Here is a 22,711-nt window from a genome sequence, read left to right as displayed (position 1 = left end):
ACCGGTGCGCTCTGCGCCTCAGCCTTGCGGTTGTAAAACAAAGGCGCTGTGATTGCCGTAACCGTTGCCCCGATCATTATCTGTCTGCGCTGCATGTGCTCTCCCGACTGCAAATCGCGCGCAAGATAAAACCTCTAGTAGCTTGAGCTGCAAGAGGCGCAATGCAGATTTTGAGCGACAGCGGCATCACATTCCGCTGATCGCCATAGTCATGGCCTGAATTTTAGGTATTTGATCCCTCTGCTTTCACGAGCGAGCCAGGTGGATCGACCTGAACCGTGACGTGATCGATCGCGTAGCGCTCTTTCAGCCAGCCTGCCACCAGCTGGGGAAGCGATAGCGGATCGGTATTTTCAGCCGGAGTGACGTGGATCGTCGCCACGATGGTATCGTCCGTCAGCGTCCAGGCGTGAAAATGTCCAGCTTCGGATATCTCGGTCAGCGCAGCCAGACCCGTTTCGACACTTCGGGCCTTGATGCCGCGGGGAACAGCTTGCATCAGAACAGTGATCGAATCCGTCACCAGACCCCATGCCGAGCGGACGACGAGAACGGCAACGAGAACTGAGAGCAAGGGATCGAGGATGGTCCAGCCGGTCAGCATGATGCCGACCGCTGCTGCAATTGCACCTACAGATCCAAGCAGGTCGCCGATGACGTGGAGGAATGCGCCGCGCAGATTTGCGTCGCCCTTGTTGCCGGACCATAGCACCCAAGCGCCTGCAAGATTGACGAGCAGCCCAATGACGGCAACGATCAGCATCGGTCCTGCCATGACGTCGACCGGCTGGTTGATGCGGTTTATGGCCTCCCAGGCTATCCAAAGGACCAGAAGCAGAAGGGTCGCACCGTTCGCTAGCGCGGCCAGCACGCGCACGCGGTGATAGCCATAAGTGCGCGTGGCATCGGCTGGCCGTCGCGCCATGCGGTATGCGATCAAGGCCAGCAGCAGGGCTGCAGCGTCAGACAGCATGTGCCCGGAATCGGCGATCAGCGCGAGTGAACCAGACAGCCAGCCTCCCGCTGCCTGAATGGCTGCGTAACAGATAGTGAAGATGAAGACAAAGCGGATACGCCGTTCGTTGTCATTTGTCACGACCTGTGCGTGGTCATGCTCATGATCGTCACCCGGCTCGTGCCGGTGTTCGTTGGCTACGCTCATGGTTGTTCCATCCGTTGTGTTCAGTAGCTCGGAACGTAGGGTGCTGCTCCCCTGTTCGCAATGGCGGCTCGGCAACAGTTACGACAACCAGGCCTGTCGCAAATTTTTATGGTTGACCGGCTGTTGAACAGGAATGGAGAAATTCCGCTCCCAGTTTAGCTGAGCATATAAATGCCGTTGACCGATTGCTCCGTAGCGATAGGAGCCAGACGGGCAGACCGCCGGGAAAGGACTTCCTTTCGACCCCTCAGCTCTCCCATCAAGTGCTCGATTTCAAGGACCTCATCCTTAATTAAGTCGTAGGTGGCGGCATTCTCGAGCGCGTCGATTCCTTCACGTATCTTGTCGACTTCCTCTTCGAGAGCGTTGAGATCGGACCTAGCCTCGTCGAGATCCTTCTGCCTGACGAGCTGCACACTGTCCTTGATACGCCGCTCCTCCGTGCCGATGTCGTCGAGTTCCTTTTGAATGCCTTTGATTGAGCGGTATATGTCGACATCGATACCTAGGAGCATGAGATGCGGAGCGTAATTGTCTGGGATCCGCGACTTCGTGTCGAAGCAGCTCACGATGGATTTGAACTCCGACCGCTCGTCCCGGACCAGCGGTCCAAGGATCTCGCGGAAACCAATCTCTGACCTGTCATCCCCGAACAGTCGAGCCGCGAGAAAGTCAGTTGCGTCTTCCACCTTGGCAAACGTCGTCTCGCGATCCGCCACAGTGATACGCGGGCGCTCCGCCTCGGCGACAGACCTTCTGATAGTGTAAGGGATCCCGTGCATTACGAAATCGATGCAGATAAATGTGGCGGGATCGAAGGCTGCCTTCGGAATTCTTGTCACGCGGCTGTCGGACTTGCGCTTCAGGAGCGCGAAGTTCACGAACTCGATGCAGAGCGATTTGCCCACCCCGTTGTTCTTCGAGCTTGTCGCATCGCTCTCACCCAGGATGATATTGACCCCCTCCCCAAACACGATGGGGTCAATCGCGGGTGGATCTGTGTATAATCGCTTAATCCGCATCGCGCGCGATCAGGTAAGGTTCATCGAAATCAAGCAAACCGACGGCATAGAGAAACGTCAGTCCGTATAGAAAGGAGTTGGATGAGAACCAGGACTCGCGCTTGAACCGGTCCACCACGTCGAAGATGCTGACCCGATGCTTACCTGAATCTTTCAGGTAACGAGCGATCTCGAAGCCGACGATCGCAGGTGATTTGTTCAGGGCCTCGTCTTTCAGAAAGATGCTAGGCACTTTGCGACCTCTTGTTCGGAAAGACGTTGCACATGATTAGCTGATCGATGAGGTAGTACCTGACCGCACCATCATCGAACCCAGCGTCGCTGCTTCCCATCATACCGAGAACTCGCTGAGTCAAGAGCTCAAGTGCCGCTTGAGGATCGCCTCCGCATTCAGTCAGAACGCGGTCGCTCCAGTTCATGAGGTAGATCTGCAGCTTCCGAACCCGGATGTGGCCGAGATCCGTGTGCGCGTTCACTTCGGACAGGACGCGACCATAAAGTTCATGGAGATCGACATACTGCTGCGTCAAGAATGGGGCATGATCTGCGAAGCGATCGTGAATCTTGCCGTCGGGATCAGGATCCTCGCGATTGTCTCCTGACGACAACCCCTCTTCCGCGGAGCTCAAGACCTCGATGAGACGCACGAGAGTGCCGACTTCGTTAGAAAGCTTCGGTTCGCGTACAAGCAACTCGCGAGACAGGAAATCGTGGCATGCCTCCATCTTCGCGGTTGAGAGGTCTCCGATTTTTTTAAGAAGATCAGCGATGTCCCAGACATCGTCGCCAAACGACAATTTAAACCGATCGTCGCCCAGTCCCGTCTCGCGATATTTTTTCTTTTGGCCTACAATGAGCATGACGAGGCGATCGTACTTCGTCTGCAGCCCCTTGCCGGTAAAGCGATCAAAGGTGTGCTTGATCTTAGAGAGGTCGGGCGTCGATGTAACTTGGATCGCGATCCGACTGCTATCGCAGCCGAGATCAATCGCGGTGGCGTTTGGCTCGACGATGTTGATGTTCTGCAGGTCGTAGTCGAAGGCAAGATTGAGAAGGTCACGGAAGAAATTTTCTGCATGGACGTTTATATCTTGCAAGTTTAATTGGTTCGACTGCTCCACGATGACCCGCAGATGCGTCATCCTGTAAATAATACCTTGCAGAAGTTGAGCGCGGTGCATTCCCATGTGACCTTCCATCTTCGCACACCGAAAACTTATCGCTGACTTAGGCTGAATTCTCAATCACGATTGATGGAGAAGATTCCACTTTTGAGCGCAAAAGACTGTCTAGAATCCCCTGAAATAGATTGCGCCTAGCTAGCCTGCTTGAAGGACTGCGATCAGAGAACTCCCCAAGCCCGGAACCTGCCCCTCCCCGTCATCTCCCGGAGGCCGAGTTCCACCACGATCCGCCGCGCCGCCTGCGGCGTAACGTCCAGCGTTTTCGCCACCATCGCGGCCGACACGAGCGGTTTTGCCATGACGAGCTCGACCAGCTCCGGCAATTTCGAAGACGTGCGTCTTCCCGCCAATTTGCGCTCCATCATCTGGCGAGCCAGTACCAGCCGGTCGTGCTCTTTCAAACCGATCTCCGCCGTCGCCAACAAACCGTGGGCGATGGCCAGCAGCCGTGTTTCCCGATCGCGATGCCTTCGCCGATCGACAGGGATGGTTTTGAGGCCGTGGTTGATCGCAGCCAGATGGGCACCCGTGGTAATGCCGGCCTGCCGCAGCATGGCGGCAGCAAACAGCCTCCCGAGCCAGGGTGCGTGCTGTAGAACCTCGAGCGCGTTCCAGGCATCGAGGGCGATGATGGCCTGCAGCGCCTCCGGCAGATTTTCGGCCTGGCGCAATACCTCGCGCCACTCGTCGATCCTTGCATCCTCGTCCCAGTCGAGATCATAGACGAGCGTGTCTCGCTCGCGGCTGTCGACCGCAGGACGGTCGCGGCGTTTTGCGTGTTCGATCGCAGCATCCGATCGTGCTAGCAGCGCATCGATGGCTGCGAGGTCGACGCCGGGAAGCCCTTCGGCTTCATCGATTTCTTTCCCCTCCCCTTCCGGATTTCTTCCCTCAGCCGCGGACCGCATGATGCCGGCCTGCTCCGCAGCGTCGGCGCCAGCCGACGTAATGTCCGATGCTTGTCGCAACGTGCGGATACCCTCTGCGGACAGTGCCCAGCCGGGGAGTTGGGCGGCGATGCGCCGGCGAGTGCGCAGCACGTCGCGGGCGATGGTCAGTTCGTGGGTCGGTGTACGGATGTCACGGGTGGCGTCATGGAGGACGAGGTCCTCGAGATGCACCAATTCGCCGTCGATCCACAGCGAGGCACACGCGTCGCCATATTGCGACCGCTCGAGGAAGCCGGCGCCAACCGGCGAACGGGCGATGCGCTCGTCGAGACGCGTAAGCGCGATACCGGCGTCGAAAGCCGGCCGCATCAAGGCATTCATGCTGATTTTTGAAACATCGTAAGCCATTGATTTTATGGTAAACGATTTGCTAAACGAACTCTAGTTGAATAATCAAGTTCGTCACATGGTATGATTAACGGCTGGGTTTTAAACCATCGATAAGTAATCCTTATCGATGATTGTTGATTTCCGCCCGCAAATCACACACATTGCCCTTCGCTACAGCGCATCAGGGCGTCAGCGCCGCAGTTCAGGAACCCGAAATGTCACGGCAAGAGAAAACCAGCGTGCAGCTGCGCGCCGAAGAACTCGATACGATCGCAGCGGTGCTGCCAATCGAACGGCGGGACGAACTTGCCGAGCTGCTGACAGATCAGGATGTTGAAACCCTGCGCCATCTGGTCAATCAGGGCATGGGTGACAACACGCTGCGGGCGCTGACCTCTGATCTCGCCTATCTGCAGGCATGGTCACTGGCCGCAACCGGAAACGCCCTGTCGTGGCCTGCACCAGAGGCCTTGCTTCTGAAATTTGTCGCTCACCATCTGTGGGATCCAGAAAAGCGCCTCATCGATCTCGACCACGGAATGCCGGAACAGGTTGCGCAAAACCTGCGCGACCAGGGCTTTCTGCGCGCGACGGGGCCACATGCACCGGATACGGTGCGCCGGCGATTGGCATCATGGTCGACGCTGACGAAATGGCGAGGCCATCACGGTGCGTTTGGCTCCCCTGCCCTGAAATCCGCGATACGGCTGGCGGTTCGCGCAACACCGCAGACACGCAAGCGCAAAAGTGCCAAAGCGGTGACCGCGGACGTGCTCTCACAACTTCTTGCCACCTGCAACAGCGACAGTTTTCGTGATCTCCGTGACAAGGCCATTTTGATGGTCGCTTTTGCCTCTGGCGGTCGGCGGCGCAGCGAAATGGCCGGGCTGCGTCTGGAGCAACTTTCCGCCGAAGCGCCGATCGAGGTGCCGGACGGCCCTCCCCTGCCCTCGCTTGCCATTCATCTCGGCCGCACCAAAACCACCACCGGCGAACAGGACGACGTTGTCTATCTCACCGGTCGGCCGGTGGAGGCCTTGAATGCCTGGATTGCCGCCGCAAAAATTGACAAGGGAAGTGTGTTCCGGTCCATCAGTCGATGGGGAACCGTGTCGCGACGTGCGCTTGATCCGCAGTCTATCAATGCCATCATCAAACAACGGGCCGCACTGGCCGGGCTTGATCCTGCGGAAATCTCCGCACATGGCTTGCGCTCCGGTTATCTGACCGAGGCGGCCAACAGGGGCATTCCCTTGCCCGAAGCGATGGAGCAGTCCAGGCATAAATCGCTGCAACAGGCCTCGAGCTATTACAACAATGCCAGCAGACGCAGCGGTAGAGCAGCACGAATAATGACCTGAGACCCAAACCAGCAAGAGGCGATCGCCGAAAGGCTTAAGCAGGAGAAGGCTCCGGTAAACTCGGTGCGGTTCAGGGCTTTCAGCGAGGACCTGTCGAGGGCGACGGGATAATCAATCACGCGGTGAATCGAGAAGAGAGAGACTGTATCTCCATTCTGGATCAGCAGTCCGATCGATCCCATCCTGGCTGTCGTCGCCATGTTGTACGGATGTCGACAAGGGGTCCTGGCGTAAGACGGCAAAGGATGAAACCGACTGTCAGGCAATAATGAAACCGTCCTTCTGTCGGGTTTTTCCTTTGCATGAGTTGTCTCGAGATCGCTCAGTCAGTGGATATACTTGTCACAAGCGGGGTCTCAAGGTAACCCGCAATTAATTGGCAGAGGCTGAGAAGCGATGTCATGTGGGTGCGTTCCCAGCCGTGGGAGCTATCGAGCGAAAAGCAGATGAGGCCAACGCGCATGTCCCACCCAGCCTCAACGGCAGCGGCGCTGTCGGAGCGGTAATGCCGGAATGTATCGCGGACAAAAGGAATGTGTTTGTCCTGGCAGATCGTTATCATTTGGCGCGTCATTTTCGCATCAAAGGGGCCTTGACGATCTCGCATGGCAATGGTCACGGCATCGTCGGATGAAGCCTGATTGGGCGCGGTGACGGCATTGTCGATGGCAAGAAGCTCCTCGACTTCGGGGCCGAAGCCGTGGGTGCCACCGATGCCGATCTCTTCGGCAATGGTGAACATGGCCTGGAACGGCACCGCCACCTGCACCTTGCCCTCGGCAATGGCCTTGAGGACCGTCAGGAGGCTGGCGCAACCGGCCTTGTCGTCGAGATGGCGGGAGACGATGAAATCGCCGATAACTTCGGGCTGAGCGTCAACAGCAATCATGTCTCCGACATTGAAGCCGGCGGCGACGAGCGCGTCGCGGTCAGGCAGGGGAGCATCGACCCGGACTTCCAGATTGTCCCAGTCGGCGGGCTGGCTATCGACTTCGGTATTGAAACGGTGACCAGAGGCCTTGAGCGGCAGGATGGTTCCGCGATGCGAGGCATTATCGGAGAAGATGGTGACGCGGGCGCCCTCGGCGAAACGGGCGGCCCAGGTGCCGGTATTGCGCAGGGCAAGCCGGCCGTTTGGTTTGAGTTCGGTGACCATGGCGCCGAGCGTGTCGAGATGAGCCGCAAGTGCGCGGCGGGGTGGGCCGTCACCGACTTCGACATATAGGACACCGCGGCGCGTATATTTGGGCGTGTAGCCGAGGTCGCGCAACCATGTGTCGACAAGCGCGACCGCACGCTCTGTCATGCCGACGGGGCTTGGGGTTTTGACGAGATGCAGCAGGTGGTCGAGGAGGTAATCTTTATCGATCATGCGGTGCGACGCTTTCTTGTCCGGACCGGTGAGACCTCCTCAAGGAAGCGGTCGTCCAGTTTTGCTTCGAGAGCCAGCATATGTTGTTCGGCTTCATCCATGTGGTCCTTGAGTATCGCCGCAGCGGCTGCGGCATCCCGGCGGCGCATTGCATCGATAAGATCGCGCTGATGCTGAATGCCACTGGCGCGTGAGACCGGCTCCGGCTGCACATAGATATCGCGCGCGACCGTCAGATCCTTGAGAAGACGCTGGAGGAAGCGACAGGTGAATGCGAGGATCGGATTATCGCAATATTCGGCCACGACGCCGTGGAAATCGAGTTCGGCCATGCGCTGGTTCCAGCGTTCGGCCTGATCGGCCGGTTCATGGTCGTAAATCAGAATAATTTCTTCGAGGCGTTTGAGGCCGGCCTCATCGATATTGGGTGTGGCGCTCGCCGCCAATTGTGGCTCTAGCACCTTTCGCATCTCGTAAATATTGGCAATCGAAAGGTTTTTGGCGAAAAGGAAGTTGGACAAAAGGCTCATCGCCCGGCCTTCGGACATGCGCTCTATGAAGGCACCGCCACCCGGCCCGGTGCGTACCGAGATCAGTCCCTGTACTTCGAGGGCCTTGAGAGCCTCGCGGACGGTGCCCTTGCTTGCCGAAAACTGGGCAATGAGATCGCGTTCCTGCGGCAGTCGATCACCAGGCCCAAGGCCATGCTGAACGATCATGCGTTTGATGGCGTTGACGATCTCATCGGTGCGCTTGCGGCGTGGCGGGTCAAGTGGTGTGGTTTCGTTCATGCGGCGGTGTCCGATGCGGAAAGGCGCGGCGCGCTGGCGATCAGCGACCGCGTGTAGTCGTGCTGCGGTTCGGCGAAGAGTTGGCTTGCGGGCCCAACCTCTACCACCTCTCCGAGATACATGACAGCGACACGATCGGAAATGGCTTCGACAACAGCCAGGTCATGGCTGATGAAGAGATAGGATAGACCGAGTTCATCACGCAAGCGCTGGAGGAGCAGGAGGACCTGAGCTTGAACCGAAACGTCGAGCGCACTGACCGGTTCGTCAAGAACGAGGATGCTCGCTTTGGCGGCAAGGGCGCGGGCAATGGCAATACGCTGGGCCTGACCGCCGGAAAATTCGTGCGGATAGCGTTCGAGGGTGTCGAACGGCATCTGTACCGCGTCGATCAGTTGACGTTTGCGAATGGAGCGCCTTTGAGCGTCGTAGCCACAGAGAAGGCGCAACGGAACATCGAGAATATCGCCTATTGTCTTGCGGGGGTTGAGCGAGGCGACCGGGTCCTGAAAGACATATTGAATGGTGCGGCCAAAGGCGCGGGACCCTGACGATGCGAGTTCATCCCAAGGCTTGTTGTCGATCAGCATCGTGCCGGAGGTCGGATGTTCGAGGCCAACCAGCATGCGGGCGAGGGTTGATTTGCCAGAACCGCTCTCCCCGACGATGCCGAGCGTTTCTCCGCGCTGGAGTTCAAGCGAGATGCCCTTCACGGCCTGGACCTCGTTGGCCTTGCGGCCGAAGAGGCTGCGGCCACCACCAAAAGTCTTGACGAGGTTCCGGATCTGGATAGCGTTCTGGCTCATGCTTTTTCCCCTTCGAAAAGCGGACGGACCCGGTCAAGGAACGTGTGGCTTTCCCCAAGTTCTGGCACACAGGCGATGAGGCGTTTGGTGTAATCATGTTGCGGATTCCGCAGGACCGCTCCTGTCTCGCCTTCTTCGACAATTTCACCATTCTTCATCACCGCCACTCGATCGCAGACCTCGGCAATGACGCCGAAATCGTGAGTGATGAGCAGAAGGGCAAGGCCGCGTTCGCGCCGGAGGTCTTGTAGAAGTTCGAGTATACGGGCCTGTACGGTGACATCGAGCGCGGTCGTTGGCTCATCGGCGATGATGATGTCGGGATCGTTGGCAAGTGCCATGGCAATGCCGATGCGCTGGCGCTGGCCGCCCGAGAGTTCGTGCGGATAGGCGCTGGCGCGGTTGGCTGCATCGCGGATACCGACAGTTTCCATCAGGTCGATGGCGCGCTGGTTGGCTTGCTGCTTGCCGATTGGGTTATGCGCCAGGACGGCCTCGGCAATCTGGTCGCCCACCGTAAAAAGCGGGTGGAGCGTCGTCAGTGGATCCTGGAATACATAGGCAACGCGTGCGCCGCGCAGCGCAATCAACTCCTGTTCGCGCAACGACAGCACATCCCGTCCGTCAATGTAGACGCTACCATGCGTAATGACGCCGGGCGGCGAAGCGACGAGGCCCATCAGGGACAGCGCGGTTACGGACTTGCCCGAACCGCTTTCTCCGATCAGGCCGAGACATTCGCCTTTGTCGAGGCGGAAGCTGATGTCCCGCACGGCGGGGATCAGACTGTCGCCGGTATCGAAGCCGGTCGAAAGGTTCTGGACGACGAGTGCAGGCGCATCCGGTATGGTCTCTGCGGGTTTGGCTTGGCGGTCGATCTTGGTGACGGGCATCGGGCGACCAAGCGTGCCGGAGCGAAGTCGCGGATCGAGCATGTCGCGAATACCATCACCCAGGAGGTTGATGCTCATGACGAGGAGAAAGATCATCACGCCTGGAATGATCGACGCATGGGGTGCGGTGAACAGTTGAGCGCGGGCCTGACCCAGCATTGAGCCGAGATCCGATGACGGCGGTTGGGCGCCGAGGCCGAGGAACGAAAGGCCCGCAGTTTCAAGGATCATCCAGCCGACAGTGGTGGACATGGTGATGACGATGACCGGCAGAACATTGGGCAGGACTTCGGTGAAGAGCACGGCAGCCTGGCTCTTGCCCGAAAGCCTGGCCGCATCGACGAATTCGCGATTGCGGATCGAGGCGGTGACGCCGCGGATATTGCGGGCAAAGAAGGGGATATTGACGATTGCGATGGCGTAGAGTGCGTTGAGCAGGCCGGGGCCAAGTGCGGCGACGATGGCGATGGCAAGGAGAATGTAGGGGAACGCCATCAGCATATCGACAAAGCGCATGAGCAGGCTGTCGGTGGCACCGCGGGCATAGCCGGCGACAAGACCGATAAGGGAGCCGAACAACGCTGCCAAGGCCGTGGCGCTGATGCCCACCAAAAGAGAAACCTGGGTGCCCCAGAGAAGACGGGAAAGGATATCGCGCCCGAGGTGATCGGTACCGAGAAGATGACCTCCACTCAAGGGCGGTAGCAGGCGGTTGGGCTGATCGGTTATATCCGGATTGGGGATGGGCAGGATGGGCGCGAGCAGCGCCAGAATCACGATAAAGCCGAAAATGAAGAGACCTGCCGCAGCAAGGCGGTTGGCCATCAGCAATTGGATATTGCTACGGCGCTTGCGAACGGTGACGGGAGCGGTGATGCTAAGATCGGTCATGCCTTGAGCCTCGGATCGATGAGGGCCTGAGCGACGTCGGCCAGAAGGTTGACGAGAACGTATACTGTCGCGGCGACGAGAACACCGCCCTGCACGAGAAGCAGGTCGCGGGTGGAGACCGCCTTGACGAGCATCTGCCCCAGGCCCGGCCACTGAAACACGGTCTCGATATAAACGGCGCCGCCGAGTACGAACCCGGCCTGTATGCCAAGCACGGGAATGATGGAGACGAGTGCGGCGCGAAAGGCGTGACGATAAATGACCTTGTTTTCCGTAAGCCCCTTGGCGCGGGCGGTGCGGATGAAATCCTGACGCAGCACTTCGAGCATCGCAGCGCGCGTAAGGCGAGCGACGACGCCGGTTGCGACGATGGCAAGCGTCGAAGCAGGCAGGATCAGATGGCGCAGAAGATCAGGCAGATCACCGCCGCCATAAACTGCAAACATGCCCGACGCTGGGAGCAGCTTCCACTGAACCGCGAACAGCAGAATGAAGATGAGGCCGAGGAAAAAGGCTGGCATGGAAATGCCGATGAGCACAAAGAAGGTGATGATGCGGTCCGCCCAGCCGAATTGACGCACTGCCGAGACAATGCCGGCGAGAATGCCGAGGACCGAGCAGATGACGAGAGATGCGCCGGCCAAGATGAGCGTGGCAGCGAAGCGCTCGATCACTTCATCGAAGACGGGGCGATTGAGTATGTAGGAACGGCCAAAGTCACCTTGGAGGAGATTGCCGATCCAGATGGCATATTGCTCGGGCCAGGAGCGATCGAGCCCCAAGGCGCGATTGATGCGCTCAACATTGTCGGGGGTCGCATATGAGCCGAGGATCGCCTGCGCCGGATCGCCTGGTATGAGCTTCATCACCAGAAAGACGATGATGGAGAGCCCGAGGATCACTGGGATCGCGGCGATAAGGCGCTTGGCGATATAGGCGGGCATAGGCGTTCCTCCTGCTAACTTTATTCCTCTCGGTCATCTCGCATTCTCTGAGACCGGGTTTCTCTGCGAGATGATGCGAAGAGCGTATGCCGGATGGGCGCGCCACCCACCCGGCACAGGTTTATTGTTTTGTTACGTCGCGCAGGCTTAGAGAAAAGTCAGGCTGCAGTTCGAAGTTGCCCACGGCGTGGGTGACGACGGCGTTCTGCTTCCAATTCGCGACAAAAAGCCAGGGCGCATCGTCGTGAGTGATCGCTTGGACCTGCTTGTACAGTTCACCGCGTTCCGCCGGATCGGTCGACACGCGCGCCCTGTCGAGAAGCTTGTCGACTTCCGGATTGGAATAATAGGACGAATTGAATCCGCCTTCGGCAGGAAATGCGGCGCTGCGCAGGGTCAGGAATGGCAGGGTATCCGGGTCGGCGGTCATCCATGCCATTTCAGCCATGTCGCCCTTGCCCTCAAGGCCTGGATTGACTTGCGAAAGGAAGGTGTTCCACTCGTAGGTCTTGATTTCGACATTGAGCCCCACGGCGGCGAGATCTGCCTGGATTGCAGTGCCCATGGGAACTGGATCGAGCATGCCCGAGCCACCCTCTGTGACGAGGAAGGTCAATTTGGCGCCCTCTGCGCCTGCTTCGGCGAGGAGTTTCTTGGCCTTGGCAGGGTCATACGGATAAGGCGCGACGTCTTTGTTATGGGCCCAGTTAAAGGCGGGTGGAATGGGGCCAGCGGAGACGTCTGCGGTACCCTGGAGCACGTCTTTGACGAGACTTTCCTTGTTGACCGCGTAATTGACCGCCTGACGGACGCGCTTGTCTGCAAAAGGGCCATCCTTGGCGTTGAGCATTACATACCAGACATGGGGGCCAACGGCTTCTACGACCTGATAATTGGCGTCGGTTCGGAACTGGGCAACGTTGTCTGGCGGGGTCTCGAGCAGCACGTCGATGCCGCCGGAGAGCATTTCGGCAACGCGGGTATTTGCGTCGGTGATGGGGCGGAAGATCACGGCTTCAAGCGATGGCGCGCCGTCCCAGTACTGATCGTTGCGCGAGACGACGACACGGGTATTGGACTGCCATTCCTCAAATTTGAAGGGTCCGGTGCCGACAGGATGGCGACCGTATTCGGCGCCGAATTTCTCTACCGCTGCTGGCGAGACGATAAGGCCAGTCGGCGCTGCCAGATTGCTCATGAACGGGGCAAAAGGTTCCTTGAGGGTGAATTTGACCGTGAGGTCATCCACCACGTCCACGTTCGTGACCGAGGAGAAGAAGAAGGCGAGCGGAAACGGGCCGGTTGAGTGGAAGGGATGATCTTCCTTGAGCATCCGATCGAAATTGAACTTCACCGCCTCGGCATTGAATGGCGCGCCATCGTGGAAGGTCACGCCTTTGCGCAGGTTGAAGGTATAGGTCAGCCCGTCTTCGGAAATGGTCCAGTCCGTTGCGAGTGCCGGCTCGATCTCGAGTGTGCCAGGCTTGTTGCGAACAAGTCCATCATAGATGTTGACCGCAATGCGGAAGTCGTTCGTCGCGGTCGATACGTGCGGATCGAGCGAGGCCGGCTCGGCGATCTGGCCAACGATAAGAACATTGGGTGGGGTCTGGGCTCGTGCCGGTGAAAGCGCAGCGAACCCAATGACGACCAAGAAGCAGAACGCGATGCCTTTCCAATTGCGGATCATAAAACCTCTCCTTGCTTTCCCTTCGCTCCTGCTGCGCGGTTGCGCTTCCCTTGAGAGCATGTTTAATTTATCATTATAAATTCGCACGGTGTCAATTTATAATGATAAATTTATCCAAAGGGATTCCTGCATGACCTTCTCGATCGTCGCCCGTGACCCTCGAACTGGCGCTTTCGGCATTGCCACCGCGACGGCTGGACCGATGGTCGGAGCCCTCGTGCCGCATGTTCGGCCCATGATTGGCGCTGTCGCCACACAGGCCATGACCAACCCATATCTTGCTGTCGATGCATTGTTTGTCGCTGACAGCCACAATGCAGCAGACGCGCTTGAGATGGCGCTGGCGAAGGATGAGGACGCGGATTTGCGTCAGGCTATCATCGTCGATCACGATGGCCTGGCAGCAGGATGGACCGGTCCACGATGCATTGGCCATGCGGGTCACCTGGTTGAAAGGGGCGTAGCCGTTGCTGGCAACATGCTGACGGGTGGGGCGGTTCTCACAGCGATGATGGCCGACTTTCAAGCATCGCTCGCAGAACTGAGTTTTGCCGATGCCCTGTTTGCCGGGCTAAATGCTGGCGCAGTTGCAGGTGGCGACAAGCGCGGAATCGGTTCTGCTGCACTCAGGATCCAGGGAGAGCAGGCCTATGCCGAGGTCGATATCCGGATCGATTTGTCTGAAACCCCGCTAAACGACCTTGGGAACCTCCTGGGCATTGCGAAGACTGGGCCCTACCACGCGTTTTTCCAGACTGTCCCCCGGCGCTGACGAGTGCCGGGCATTTCGCAAACCTTTCAGCATGCTGTCCGTTCGCGCAACACCGCACAGACGCAAGCGCAAAATGCCAGGGCGGTGGCAGACGCCCCTCCCCTGCCCTAAGTCATGGAGCAGTCCAAGCATAAATCGCTGCAACAGGCCTCGAGCTATGACAACAATGCCAGCCGACGCAGCGGTCGTGCCGCGAGAATTCTCTGATGCCACCAGCGTTTTAGAAAAACAGATTGTTCGTGCGGTGTGACCGGTCGGGAGAGGGCATCACGCAGGGTGGTGCGGTAGCCGATCACTGGCTCCATGGCGCATGTGGCTGGCCGCTGTCCCTGCTCAAAGGCGGGACAGCGGCGAGTGAAACAGATCAGGCGGTAAAGCCGGTGTCGCAAATCGCCCTGATTTCGTCTGGCGACATGTTTTCCAGTCCCAGTTCCGGCAGCAGATCATTGTCTGAGGCAAGGTCGTGATTCATGGCGGCGGAAAACAGGCTGGTTCCGGCGTCATGAAGCAGCGCTGGATGACCGGAGATGCGACCCAGCAGGCTGGTCGGCACCAGACCGAACGGCACGTCCTCATAAATATAACGGCTTTCAGCCGATGCGGGGCCCTGACCCCCGCGTCCTTCAAGATGCATCTGCTGGTTCATCTCTGAAACGGAGCCGAGCGGAACGTGAAAAGACAGCGAGAAATGTTCACGCACGGTTTTGACGGACAGGCCAAAACTTTCTGCAATCTTCAGCCGCTCGCCATCCAATGCCTCGATCAACTGACCGACCGCCGGCGTGACATGTTCGCCCTGCCCCCAGTTCTCGCCTTTTTCCATGCGCGTCAGGTTGAGCAGCGCGATACCAAGGTGATTTTGTGGGTTGAGATTGGAAAGCGAGATTGCCAGAAGTCCGTCGCGCTCGACAAAGCGGTCCCCGAACAGCTCTGTACAGAAGGCCTTGCCTTCTTTGGCCGCCGATTTTGGCACGGTGGCGAAATCCACCTTCTGGCGAACGGTATTGACGTGAACGCTTGCGCCATCGCCCTGCTGGCGCGCGGTCAGCAGCGTGGTGCCCCAGACGATGATGGGCAATGAAACGCCACGTTCTGCAAGCAGCCGCGACAGATACAGTGCTCCGAAAGAGCTGTGCGAACTGATGATCACCGGCTGGCCGGATTTCAAATGCGGTGCGGCTGCATCAAAGGCCATACGGTGGCCGTTTGCAGGCAGGGCAAGAATGACGGCATCCGCATCGGCGACGGCCGCACTGCAATCCGTGGCGACGGCAACCTTGCCGGAAAATTCTATTGCCCGCGAGGCCGTCAGCGGTGTGCCACTGGCAAGTGGGCCACCATGGGCGCCGGACGGGGACCACAGAACCGGCTCATGACCGGCCTTTGCGAGGAAAGCGGCCATACCATAGGCAATCGAGCCTGCGCCAAGAATACCAATTCGCATTGAGTTTTCGTCTCCTTTTCGTGGTCAAACGGGGCCGATGCGGCACTTCGACCCGCTGTTCAAAAGCATGGATCGCAGACCGCGGCAAGAAAAGATCAGGGATGCAACATTTTTGCAACAGCCATTGAAACGGTCATTGCCTGCATATCTCGCGCACTGTCTGGTGCATTCTTGCGCATGACAATCGCCAGTTTGCCGGTGGCAGTGACAAAAAGGAGCAATGCCCTCCACCACCCGCAGGCAGTTGCCAAAACAAGTGGCAGATCAAGGTTTCTGGCAGTGAACGACCAGGAAGCACATATTTTCTAAAAAAGCGGATGCAAATAAAAAATTGATCTTTGTCACTAGCGGATAAGATGCGCTTTATGCACTATGCATTTGTCACAATGCACAGGATGCATGATAGCTATGGAAATACGCGAACTCGAAGTGTTTTTAGCGGTGATGTCAGCGGGCAGCATTACAGGTGCTGCGCGGCTTCTTGATCGTTCGCAATCCCAGGTCACCAGGCTCATCCAGGATCTTGAAACGTCCCTAGGTTTCGCATTGTTTGATCGCAATGGTCCCCGGATCACCCCATCGGACAAGGGCATAGCCTTTCATGCGGAAGCGGAGCGCTTTCTCAGTGGTATCGGCCACTTGCGCGAGCGGGCAAAAACCATCGCCCTCAAAGAGCCGGAACCCATAGAAATTGCCGCGACGTCCGCATTCGCCGCCGGCATCATTCCTCTTGCGCTGGCAGAGCTTCCCGAAAGACTGCTGCCGCACACCACCTTTCTGCGCAGCATGCCGGCGGAAGCCGCCGTGCAATCGGTTCTGGCGCGTACCGCAGACTTCTGCGTCACCTCCCTGCCCGCCGATCAGCCGGGGCTTGACGTTCACGGCTTTTTCCAGGGGCGCTGCGTGGCTGCGGTCGCACCGGATGATCCGCTGGCAAAACAGGAGGTCATTGCCATCTCCGATCTGGAAGCTCGCACACTGGTGACCATGGCCAACCCCTTCCGTCTTCGCAGGCGTGTGGATCAGGCGCTGGAACAGGCCAATGTGCGTGCCGGACGCATCATTGCCACCAGTGCCGCCATGAATGCGGTCCAGATGGCCTCGACAGGCATTGGCGTGGCAATCATCGAACCGGCCACCGCCTATGGCTTGCAAATGGCTCATGTCGAGGTGCGCCCGCTCGATGTGGATATTCCGTTTTTGTGGGGAATTTTTTCCGCGTCGGCGCGCCCGCTCTCGGAAACATCGCGGGAACTGATCCAGCTTATCATCCGCATCGCATCTGCCCGCATGCCCCATTTCATCGCGCATGACCCGCGCCAACTCAGTCGTGTGGCCGACATGACCTATGGCGGAGGCTTTGACAGCGAGCTGTCACGAGCCGCCCCATTCCGTGGAAGTTAGACTTTCATACCGAAATACGGTCTCCGCAAATGGAAGCCGAATGCCTGGACGTTCCATCTGAAAAGCAGTCACCACCAGTCACAAAGGGAGTTTACCATGCAAAAAGTCACAACAACCCGCCGCTCCACATTGAAGCTCATGGCCGCAGGTGCAGGCGTTCTCGCGGCACCTGGCATCATCCGCTCTGCCAATGCCCAGAGCAAGGTCGTCAACATCACGACCTATGACAAGTTCGTGCCGCAGAGCTTCATCGACCAGTTCCAGAAGGATACGGGCATCGAGGTGCGCGTTCGCCTGACCGACGACCAGGGCAAGCAGTACAATCTGCTTTCCGCTGAAGGTGCCACGCCCTCGACCGATATCGTCACCGTTACAGGCCACCGCCTGTCGCAGTTCATCAAGTCGGACCTGCTGTCGCCACTGGACACGGCCCGTCTCAAGAACTGGGGCAATCTCGCCTCCGCCTACAAGGGCGCGCCGCAGTTGACAGTCGACGGTTCGGTTTATGGCCTGCCGTTGCTCGCGGGCTTTGAAGGTCTGGCGCGCAACACGGACTACACCAAGGAAACCGATAGCTGGGACATCATGTTTGATGACCAGTACAAGAGCCTGACATCCTATATCGTCACCGACTTCCTCTCCATCACCATGCTCTATCAGGGCAATGATGGCGACTACGTTACCTATGAAGGCAAGGCTGATATCGCCACCGCCGCCACCAACCAGGCGCGCGATTTCCTGATCAAGAACAAGGACAAGGTTCGTAAATATTACGACGCCGGTTCTGAAGTGCAGCAGATGTTCGTCAACGAGGACATCTATGTCGCACAGGCCTGGTCCGGCCCGACAGCAAAATTGATCATGGATGGTCATCCAATTGCGCTGTCCGTGCCGAAGGAAGGCACTTACGGCTTCCTCTACTCGTTCAACGTCGTCAAGAACAGCCCGAATGCCGATGCGGCCTATACCTTCCTGGATGCGATCCTGTCCTCTCCGGAAATCGGCGCATCCATGAGCCGTCAGTCGGGCTTCTCCTCGGCCTTCGATGGTGTCGACAAGGTGCTGAACGACAAGGAGCGGGCTGCCATGACGCTGCCACAGGAGCAGATGGAGCGCATCAAGTTCTTCTCGTCCGTCAACCGCGCCATGAAGAACGAGATGATCGACAAGGCCACAGCCGAAATCAAGGCGGCCTGATCACCGAAACTTGCCCCTGGATCGGCCCGCAAGGGCCGGTCCGTCCTAGAAAGAGCTTATCCAGAGCCGGGAACGACAGATAATGGTTGATACAACGATGACGCGATCAGCATCCGGAAAGTCATTGGCGGCCCCTTCTTACGCCGGATGGATCGGGAAAGTGACCGGTTCAGACCTCTACAGCAACACGATAGGGCTGCTTGCCAATAGTCGTGCCGTGCGGCTGGCGGTGCTTGCCGGTGTGCCGCTGGTGTGGATTATCGCCCTTCATATCGGGCCGATCGCCCAGATGGCCAATATCAGCTTCATGGCTGATTACCCGCCACCAGCGACCGCCGAAGGCAACTATACGCTTGCCAATTACCAGCTGTTTTTTGCTGAACCGCTCTATTTCATACCCTTTATCCGCAGTCTCGTTTTTGCAGCGGTTGTGACGGCCGTGACACTTCTCATCGTCTATCCAGTCGCCTATTACGTCGCGAAAGTCGTCAAGCCGAAAAACCGCATGCGGGCACTGTTGCTGCTGCTGATTCCGTTTTGGGCAGGGGAGCTGATCCGCACATTTTCGGTCATCATGCTGCTGGCCAATCGTGGTGCGGTGAATGTGCTTTTGCGGGAACTGGGCCTGATCGACCGCCCCATTCCCATGCTCTACACCTCATTTTCGCTCAGCTTCGGTGTCGTCTATCTTCTGTCGCTCTATATGTTGCTGCCGCTCTATTCGGCGATCGAAAAAATCCCGACACAGCTTGTGCATGCGGCCGCCGATCTTGGCGCCGGACCGTTCCAGCGCTTCCGCCGGGTCATTCTGCCCCTGTCGAAGGACGGTATCGTTTCAGGGTGCAGCCTTGTTTATCTGACCTCGGTCGGCGTTTTCGCCGCCCCGCTTTTGCTGGGCGGACCCAATACGGTCATTTTCCCTGAAGTCATTGCCACCCTGTTCCACTCGTCGAACGACAAATGGCCCGAAGGTGCGGCCTTCGCCATGCTGATGCTCGCTGTCTCGCTGACCACCGTCGGCCTGTTCATGCGTGTCGTCGGCGGGCGCTCCGTCCGGCTGATGTAAGGAGAAACCGATGCGCCCCTATCTCAACGATCTTCCCAAGACGGCACTTGGCGCCTCCTACTGGCTGTTTGTCATCTATCTCATGTTGCCGCTGGTGCTGATGATGGCCATGAGCTTCAAGGATGCGAATTTCATCGCCTTTCCGATCACCAACTGGACGCTGGACTGGTATGCAAAGGTCTTTCAGGACAGGCAGTTCATCGAGGCGTCGATCTATTCCATCGGCATTGCCCTTGCCACCACGATTTCTGCGACGATCATCGGGGTGTGGATTGCCCTTCTGGTGTCGAACGAAGGCATATGGGGCAAGGCCCTGATCTTTGCGCTGGCCTGTCTTCCGGCCGTGGTGCCGGGTCTGATCAACGCCATTTCGATGCGCATCTTCATTCGCGCGGTCGATATTCCCACCGGCACCTTTGCGATCATACTGGCGCATACGGTTCATGCCGTGCCCTTCGTGGTCATCATGGTGCTGACGCGTTTGCGCTCCATGCCCGCCAATCTGGTGGATGCGGCACGTGATCTCGGTGCCGATCCGTTCATCGCCTTTCTGCGGGTCACGATCCCCTACCTGATGCCGGCACTTGTCGGCGGCATGATCTTCTGTGTGCTGACCAGTATGGACGATTTCGTTCGCACCTTCTTCCTGGGTGGCTACCAGCCCACACTTCCCATGCTGATATTTGCCAGGGTCCAGGGCGGAATGTCGCCAGAGATCAATGCCATTGCCACGGTCGTCCTGACCGTCACCGCCATCGTCGGCCTTTACGCCGAGCACTTCACACGCCGTTCAAGGAACTGATGCCATGCAGCCGGTCGTTCATTTCAAAGACGTCAACAAATATTACGGACCATCATTGGCCGTGGAAAATCTCGATCTGGCCATCGAGCCGGGTCAGTTCGTCACGCTTCTTGGCCCTTCGGGCTGCGGAAAATCCACGACATTGCGTATGCTGGGCGGGTTCGAGGAGTTGTCGTCGGGCGAGATCTATCTGGATGGCAAGCCGATTTCCCATCTGCCGCCCAACAAGCGCAACGTGAACATCGTTTTCCAGGATTATGCGTTGTTTCCGCATCTGACGGTGGGCAAAAACATCGCCTTCGGACTGGAATTGCAGGGCAAGGATTCTGCGTCCATCCACAAACGGGTCATGGAACTGCTGGCGCTCGTGGAACTTCAGGATTTTGCCGACCGCATGCCTGACCAACTTTCCGGCGGACAGCGTCAGCGCGTGGCGTTGATGCGTGCGCTTGCCCCAAATCCTGACGTGCTGCTTCTGGACGAGCCGCTGTCTGCGCTGGATGCAAAATTGCGCCAGCAGATGCAGGTGGAACTGAAGTCGATCCAGAAAACCACCGGCAAGACCTTCATTTTCGTGACGCATGATCAGGAAGAAGCGCTGACCATGTCCGACGTCATCGTGGTGATGAACAAGGGGCGGGTGGAACAGAGAGGCGGGCCGGACGAGCTTTATTCACGTCCCCGCAGCCGCTTTGTTGCAGACTTCATCGGCAAGAGCAATTTCCTCGAAGGCAAGGTTCTGTCCATCGACGGTACGGTTGCCACGCTGGACTGGCAGGGCAATACAATCCAGGCCGATGTCAACGGCACAACCCACAAGGCGGGCAGTCAGGTGACCGTCGCCTTGCGGCCCGAAGCGCTCTATTGCACAGGCGAACAGCCGCAGGACCGTTTCGCGCTCAAGGGCCGCATCGGCGCGCGCATCTTCAAGGGCGCGCATACATCGCTCACCGTCACCATCGACAATGGCGCCGATCTCGTCATGCAACTCGATCCGGTCGCGCTCTCGCATATCCATACGGATGATGTCTGGGTGGGCTGGCGCCAGCAGGATGCGGTGTTGTTGGCCGATTGAGGTTCGCGCAGCAGGGCGCTCGTAATTCCGGGGGGCCGCGTTGCGGCGGTCCGGGCAAGATATTTGCAGGAGACAAAGGTCATGACCAACCAACAGCAGGGATCGCTTGCGGCCTTGAACACGCGAGTAAGGCAAGATCTGGCTTTTCTCAACTACCCGGCCGCCAACTGGTCGAAGCCTGTTGAAACGCAGGACGGCGCCGATGTCAGCGATGTCGTCATCATCGGTGGCGGCATGTGCGGCCTCGTTGCATGGCTTGCGCTGACCCGCGCCGGTCTCGCCAACCTGCGCATTGTCGATCGCGCACCGCAGGGGCAGGAAGGGCCATGGGTCACCTATGCCCGCATGGAAACCTTGCGCTCACCCAAAAACCTGCTTGGCCCTGCACTTGGCATGGCTTCACTGACCTTTCGCGCCTGGTATACCGCGATCCGCGGCGAGGAAGCGTGGGAGGCGCTTTATCGCATTCCGCGCCCGATGTGGATGGACTATCTCAAATGGTATCGTGAGGTTCTCAATGTTCCCGTTGAAAACGATACGCATGTGACGCGTGTCATTCCGCGTGAGGATGGCCTGCTGGAATTGGAAATTGCCGGTGGCACAAGGCCATCGATCATAACCCGCAAGCTGGTGCTTGCCACAGGCCGCGATGGGCTGGGCGAACCGACCATTCCCGATTTCATCAAAGGCCTGCAACGCCACAAAAGCTGGGCCCACTCGGCGGACGCCGTGGACTTCACGACGCTGACAGGCAAGCGTGTCGTGGTTATTGGCGTTGGTGCTTCGGCGATGGACAATGCCGCCGAAGCCCTTGAAGCCGGTGCGCAGGAGGTGCGTCTTTTGGCACGCCGCAAGACGATGCCCACCATCAACAAGTTGATGGGCATCGGCTCCTATGGCGTGACCGCCGGTTTTGCAAAGATTGATCCGCAATGGCGCTGGCGACTGATGGACTATTCCACCCGGCAGCAGACCCCCGCGCCGCATGGCTCCACATTGCGCGTCAGCCGCCATGCCAATGCCTTCTTCCACTTCGACTGCGGTATCCGCGAGATGAAGGAGGAGGCTGGTGAGGTGGTTATCACCACCCTGAACGGCCGTGTTTTCCGCACGGATTTCGTCATTCTCGGCACGGGTTTTTCGATCGATCCGGTCAGCAGGCCAGAACTTTCCCCTTATCAGGACAAGATTGCCTGCTGGGATGATCGTTACACGCCGCCTCAGGCGGAGGAAAATCCCGGTCTTGGTCGGTTCCCCTGGCTTGAGGATGATTTCTCCTTCACCGAGAAACAGCCGGGCACGGCCCCGTGGCTCAAGGATATTCACTCTTTCAACTACAGTTCGGCCATCAGCCTCGGCAAGGTAAGCGGAGACATTCCAGCCATCAGCGAAGGCGCCCTGTGGCTGGCGCGCGGTATCGCGGCATCGCTGTTCATCCGCGACATCGACCACCACTGGGAAGCACTCCAGGCCTATGAAAAACCGGAGCTGGACGGCTCTGAATGGACCGATGCCGACGCGCCGGTCACCGCGCAAAAAACTGCCTGAGGAGGGA

The 22,711-nt window shown here is 58.3% G+C and carries 20 protein-coding genes; 8 read left to right on the top strand and 12 right to left on the bottom strand.

The window, feature by feature from the left end; genetic code table 11:
* Positions 1-223 precede the first annotated feature (223 nt).
* The 5 genes from AGR2A_RS27580 to AGR2A_RS27560 form a co-directional block, all read right to left on the bottom strand.
* Positions 224-1,162, bottom strand: a complete 939-nt coding sequence (locus AGR2A_RS27580) for a cation diffusion facilitator family transporter (protein WP_003501216.1) — start codon at positions 1,160-1,162, stop codon at positions 224-226.
* A gap of 155 nt (positions 1,163-1,317) precedes the next feature.
* The gene (locus tag AGR2A_RS27575; RefSeq protein ID WP_234797435.1) at positions 1,318-2,136 is read right to left on the bottom strand and encodes a hypothetical protein; all 819 of its coding nucleotides are present in this window, start codon (positions 2,134-2,136) and stop codon (positions 1,318-1,320) included.
* Between the two features lie 37 nt (positions 2,137-2,173).
* On the bottom strand, positions 2,174-2,416 hold the full coding sequence (locus tag AGR2A_RS27570) for a hypothetical protein (RefSeq protein ID WP_035226358.1): 243 nt from the start codon (positions 2,414-2,416) through the stop codon (positions 2,174-2,176).
* A complete protein-coding gene (locus tag AGR2A_RS27565; RefSeq protein WP_225337950.1) occupies positions 2,409-3,371 on the bottom strand; it encodes an SMEK domain-containing protein in 963 nt (320 codons plus the stop codon). Before AGR2A_RS27565 ends, AGR2A_RS27570 begins: the two co-directional genes overlap by 8 nt.
* 155 nt (positions 3,372-3,526) lie before the next feature.
* The gene (locus AGR2A_RS27560) at positions 3,527-4,675 is read right to left on the bottom strand and encodes an RHE_PE00001 family protein (RefSeq protein ID WP_035226360.1); all 1,149 of its coding nucleotides are present in this window, start codon (positions 4,673-4,675) and stop codon (positions 3,527-3,529) included.
* Between the two features lie 188 nt (positions 4,676-4,863).
* On the opposite strand from AGR2A_RS27560, the gene AGR2A_RS27555 reads away from it, so the two are divergent.
* Positions 4,864-6,009, top strand: a complete 1,146-nt coding sequence (locus AGR2A_RS27555; RefSeq protein ID WP_145981063.1) for a tyrosine-type recombinase/integrase — start codon at positions 4,864-4,866, stop codon at positions 6,007-6,009.
* A gap of 322 nt (positions 6,010-6,331) precedes the next feature.
* Here the strand turns inward: AGR2A_RS27555 and AGR2A_RS27550 are convergent, their stop codons facing one another.
* The 6 genes from AGR2A_RS27550 to AGR2A_RS27525 form a co-directional block, all read right to left on the bottom strand.
* Positions 6,332-7,381, bottom strand: coding sequence for an osmoprotectant NAGGN system M42 family peptidase (locus tag AGR2A_RS27550; protein ID WP_080823775.1), 1,050 nt, complete (start codon positions 7,379-7,381; stop codon positions 6,332-6,334).
* The gene (locus AGR2A_RS27545) at positions 7,378-8,172 is read right to left on the bottom strand and encodes a FadR/GntR family transcriptional regulator (protein WP_080823773.1); all 795 of its coding nucleotides are present in this window, start codon (positions 8,170-8,172) and stop codon (positions 7,378-7,380) included. Before AGR2A_RS27545 ends, AGR2A_RS27550 begins: the two co-directional genes overlap by 4 nt.
* Complete coding sequence (locus AGR2A_RS27540) at positions 8,169-8,978, bottom strand: ATP-binding cassette domain-containing protein (RefSeq protein ID WP_080823771.1); 810 nt, start codon at positions 8,976-8,978, stop codon at positions 8,169-8,171. Before AGR2A_RS27540 ends, AGR2A_RS27545 begins: the two co-directional genes overlap by 4 nt.
* Positions 8,975-10,762 carry a dipeptide/oligopeptide/nickel ABC transporter permease/ATP-binding protein gene (locus AGR2A_RS27535; RefSeq protein ID WP_080823769.1) on the bottom strand — a complete coding sequence of 596 codons (1,788 nt, stop codon included), beginning with the start codon at positions 10,760-10,762 and terminating at the stop codon, positions 8,975-8,977. Before AGR2A_RS27535 ends, AGR2A_RS27540 begins: the two co-directional genes overlap by 4 nt.
* A complete protein-coding gene (locus AGR2A_RS27530) occupies positions 10,759-11,706 on the bottom strand; it encodes an ABC transporter permease (protein WP_080823767.1) in 948 nt (315 codons plus the stop codon). Before AGR2A_RS27530 ends, AGR2A_RS27535 begins: the two co-directional genes overlap by 4 nt.
* Positions 11,707-11,827: 121 nt before the next feature.
* The gene (locus AGR2A_RS27525) at positions 11,828-13,396 is read right to left on the bottom strand and encodes an ABC transporter substrate-binding protein (protein ID WP_080823766.1); all 1,569 of its coding nucleotides are present in this window, start codon (positions 13,394-13,396) and stop codon (positions 11,828-11,830) included.
* 130 nt (positions 13,397-13,526) lie between these two features.
* On the opposite strand from AGR2A_RS27525, the gene AGR2A_RS27520 reads away from it, so the two are divergent.
* Complete coding sequence (locus AGR2A_RS27520; RefSeq protein ID WP_080823764.1) at positions 13,527-14,168, top strand: DUF1028 domain-containing protein; 642 nt, start codon at positions 13,527-13,529, stop codon at positions 14,166-14,168.
* 364 nt (positions 14,169-14,532) lie between these two features.
* On the opposite strand, the gene AGR2A_RS27515 is transcribed toward AGR2A_RS27520, so the two are convergent.
* Entirely contained in the window at positions 14,533-15,612 is a 1,080-nt protein-coding gene (locus tag AGR2A_RS27515) for an NAD/NADP octopine/nopaline dehydrogenase family protein (protein WP_080823762.1), read from the bottom strand.
* Positions 15,613-16,011: 399 nt separating this feature from the next.
* Here AGR2A_RS27515 and AGR2A_RS27510 point away from each other — a divergent pair, with 399 nt between their 5' ends.
* The 6 genes from AGR2A_RS27510 (at position 16,012) to AGR2A_RS27485 (ending at position 22,704) form a co-directional block, all read left to right on the top strand.
* On the top strand, positions 16,012-17,016 hold the full coding sequence (locus tag AGR2A_RS27510; RefSeq protein WP_080823761.1) for a LysR family transcriptional regulator: 1,005 nt from the start codon (positions 16,012-16,014) through the stop codon (positions 17,014-17,016).
* 96 nt (positions 17,017-17,112) lie between these two features.
* Entirely contained in the window at positions 17,113-18,213 is a 1,101-nt protein-coding gene (locus AGR2A_RS27505) for an extracellular solute-binding protein (RefSeq protein WP_080823760.1), read from the top strand.
* An 82-nt stretch (positions 18,214-18,295) separates the two neighbouring features.
* Complete coding sequence (locus AGR2A_RS27500) at positions 18,296-19,279, top strand: ABC transporter permease (RefSeq protein WP_080823759.1); 984 nt, start codon at positions 18,296-18,298, stop codon at positions 19,277-19,279.
* Positions 19,280-19,289: 10 nt separating this feature from the next.
* Positions 19,290-20,081, top strand: a complete 792-nt coding sequence (locus AGR2A_RS27495) for an ABC transporter permease (protein WP_080823757.1) — start codon at positions 19,290-19,292, stop codon at positions 20,079-20,081.
* 4 nt (positions 20,082-20,085) lie between these two features.
* Entirely contained in the window at positions 20,086-21,156 is a 1,071-nt protein-coding gene (locus AGR2A_RS27490) for an ABC transporter ATP-binding protein (RefSeq protein WP_080823755.1), read from the top strand.
* Between the two features lie 81 nt (positions 21,157-21,237).
* Complete coding sequence (locus AGR2A_RS27485) at positions 21,238-22,704, top strand: NAD(P)-binding domain-containing protein (RefSeq protein WP_080823858.1); 1,467 nt, start codon at positions 21,238-21,240, stop codon at positions 22,702-22,704.
* The last annotated feature ends 7 nt before the right edge of the window (positions 22,705-22,711 follow it).

The sequence above is a fragment of the Agrobacterium genomosp. 2 str. CFBP 5494 genome (genome assembly GCF_900013495.1).
Classification (GTDB): domain Bacteria; phylum Pseudomonadota; class Alphaproteobacteria; order Rhizobiales; family Rhizobiaceae; genus Agrobacterium; species Agrobacterium pusense.
The sequence above is the reverse complement of the archived record's forward strand: the minus strand, read 5'-3'. Positions and strand labels throughout refer to the sequence as shown.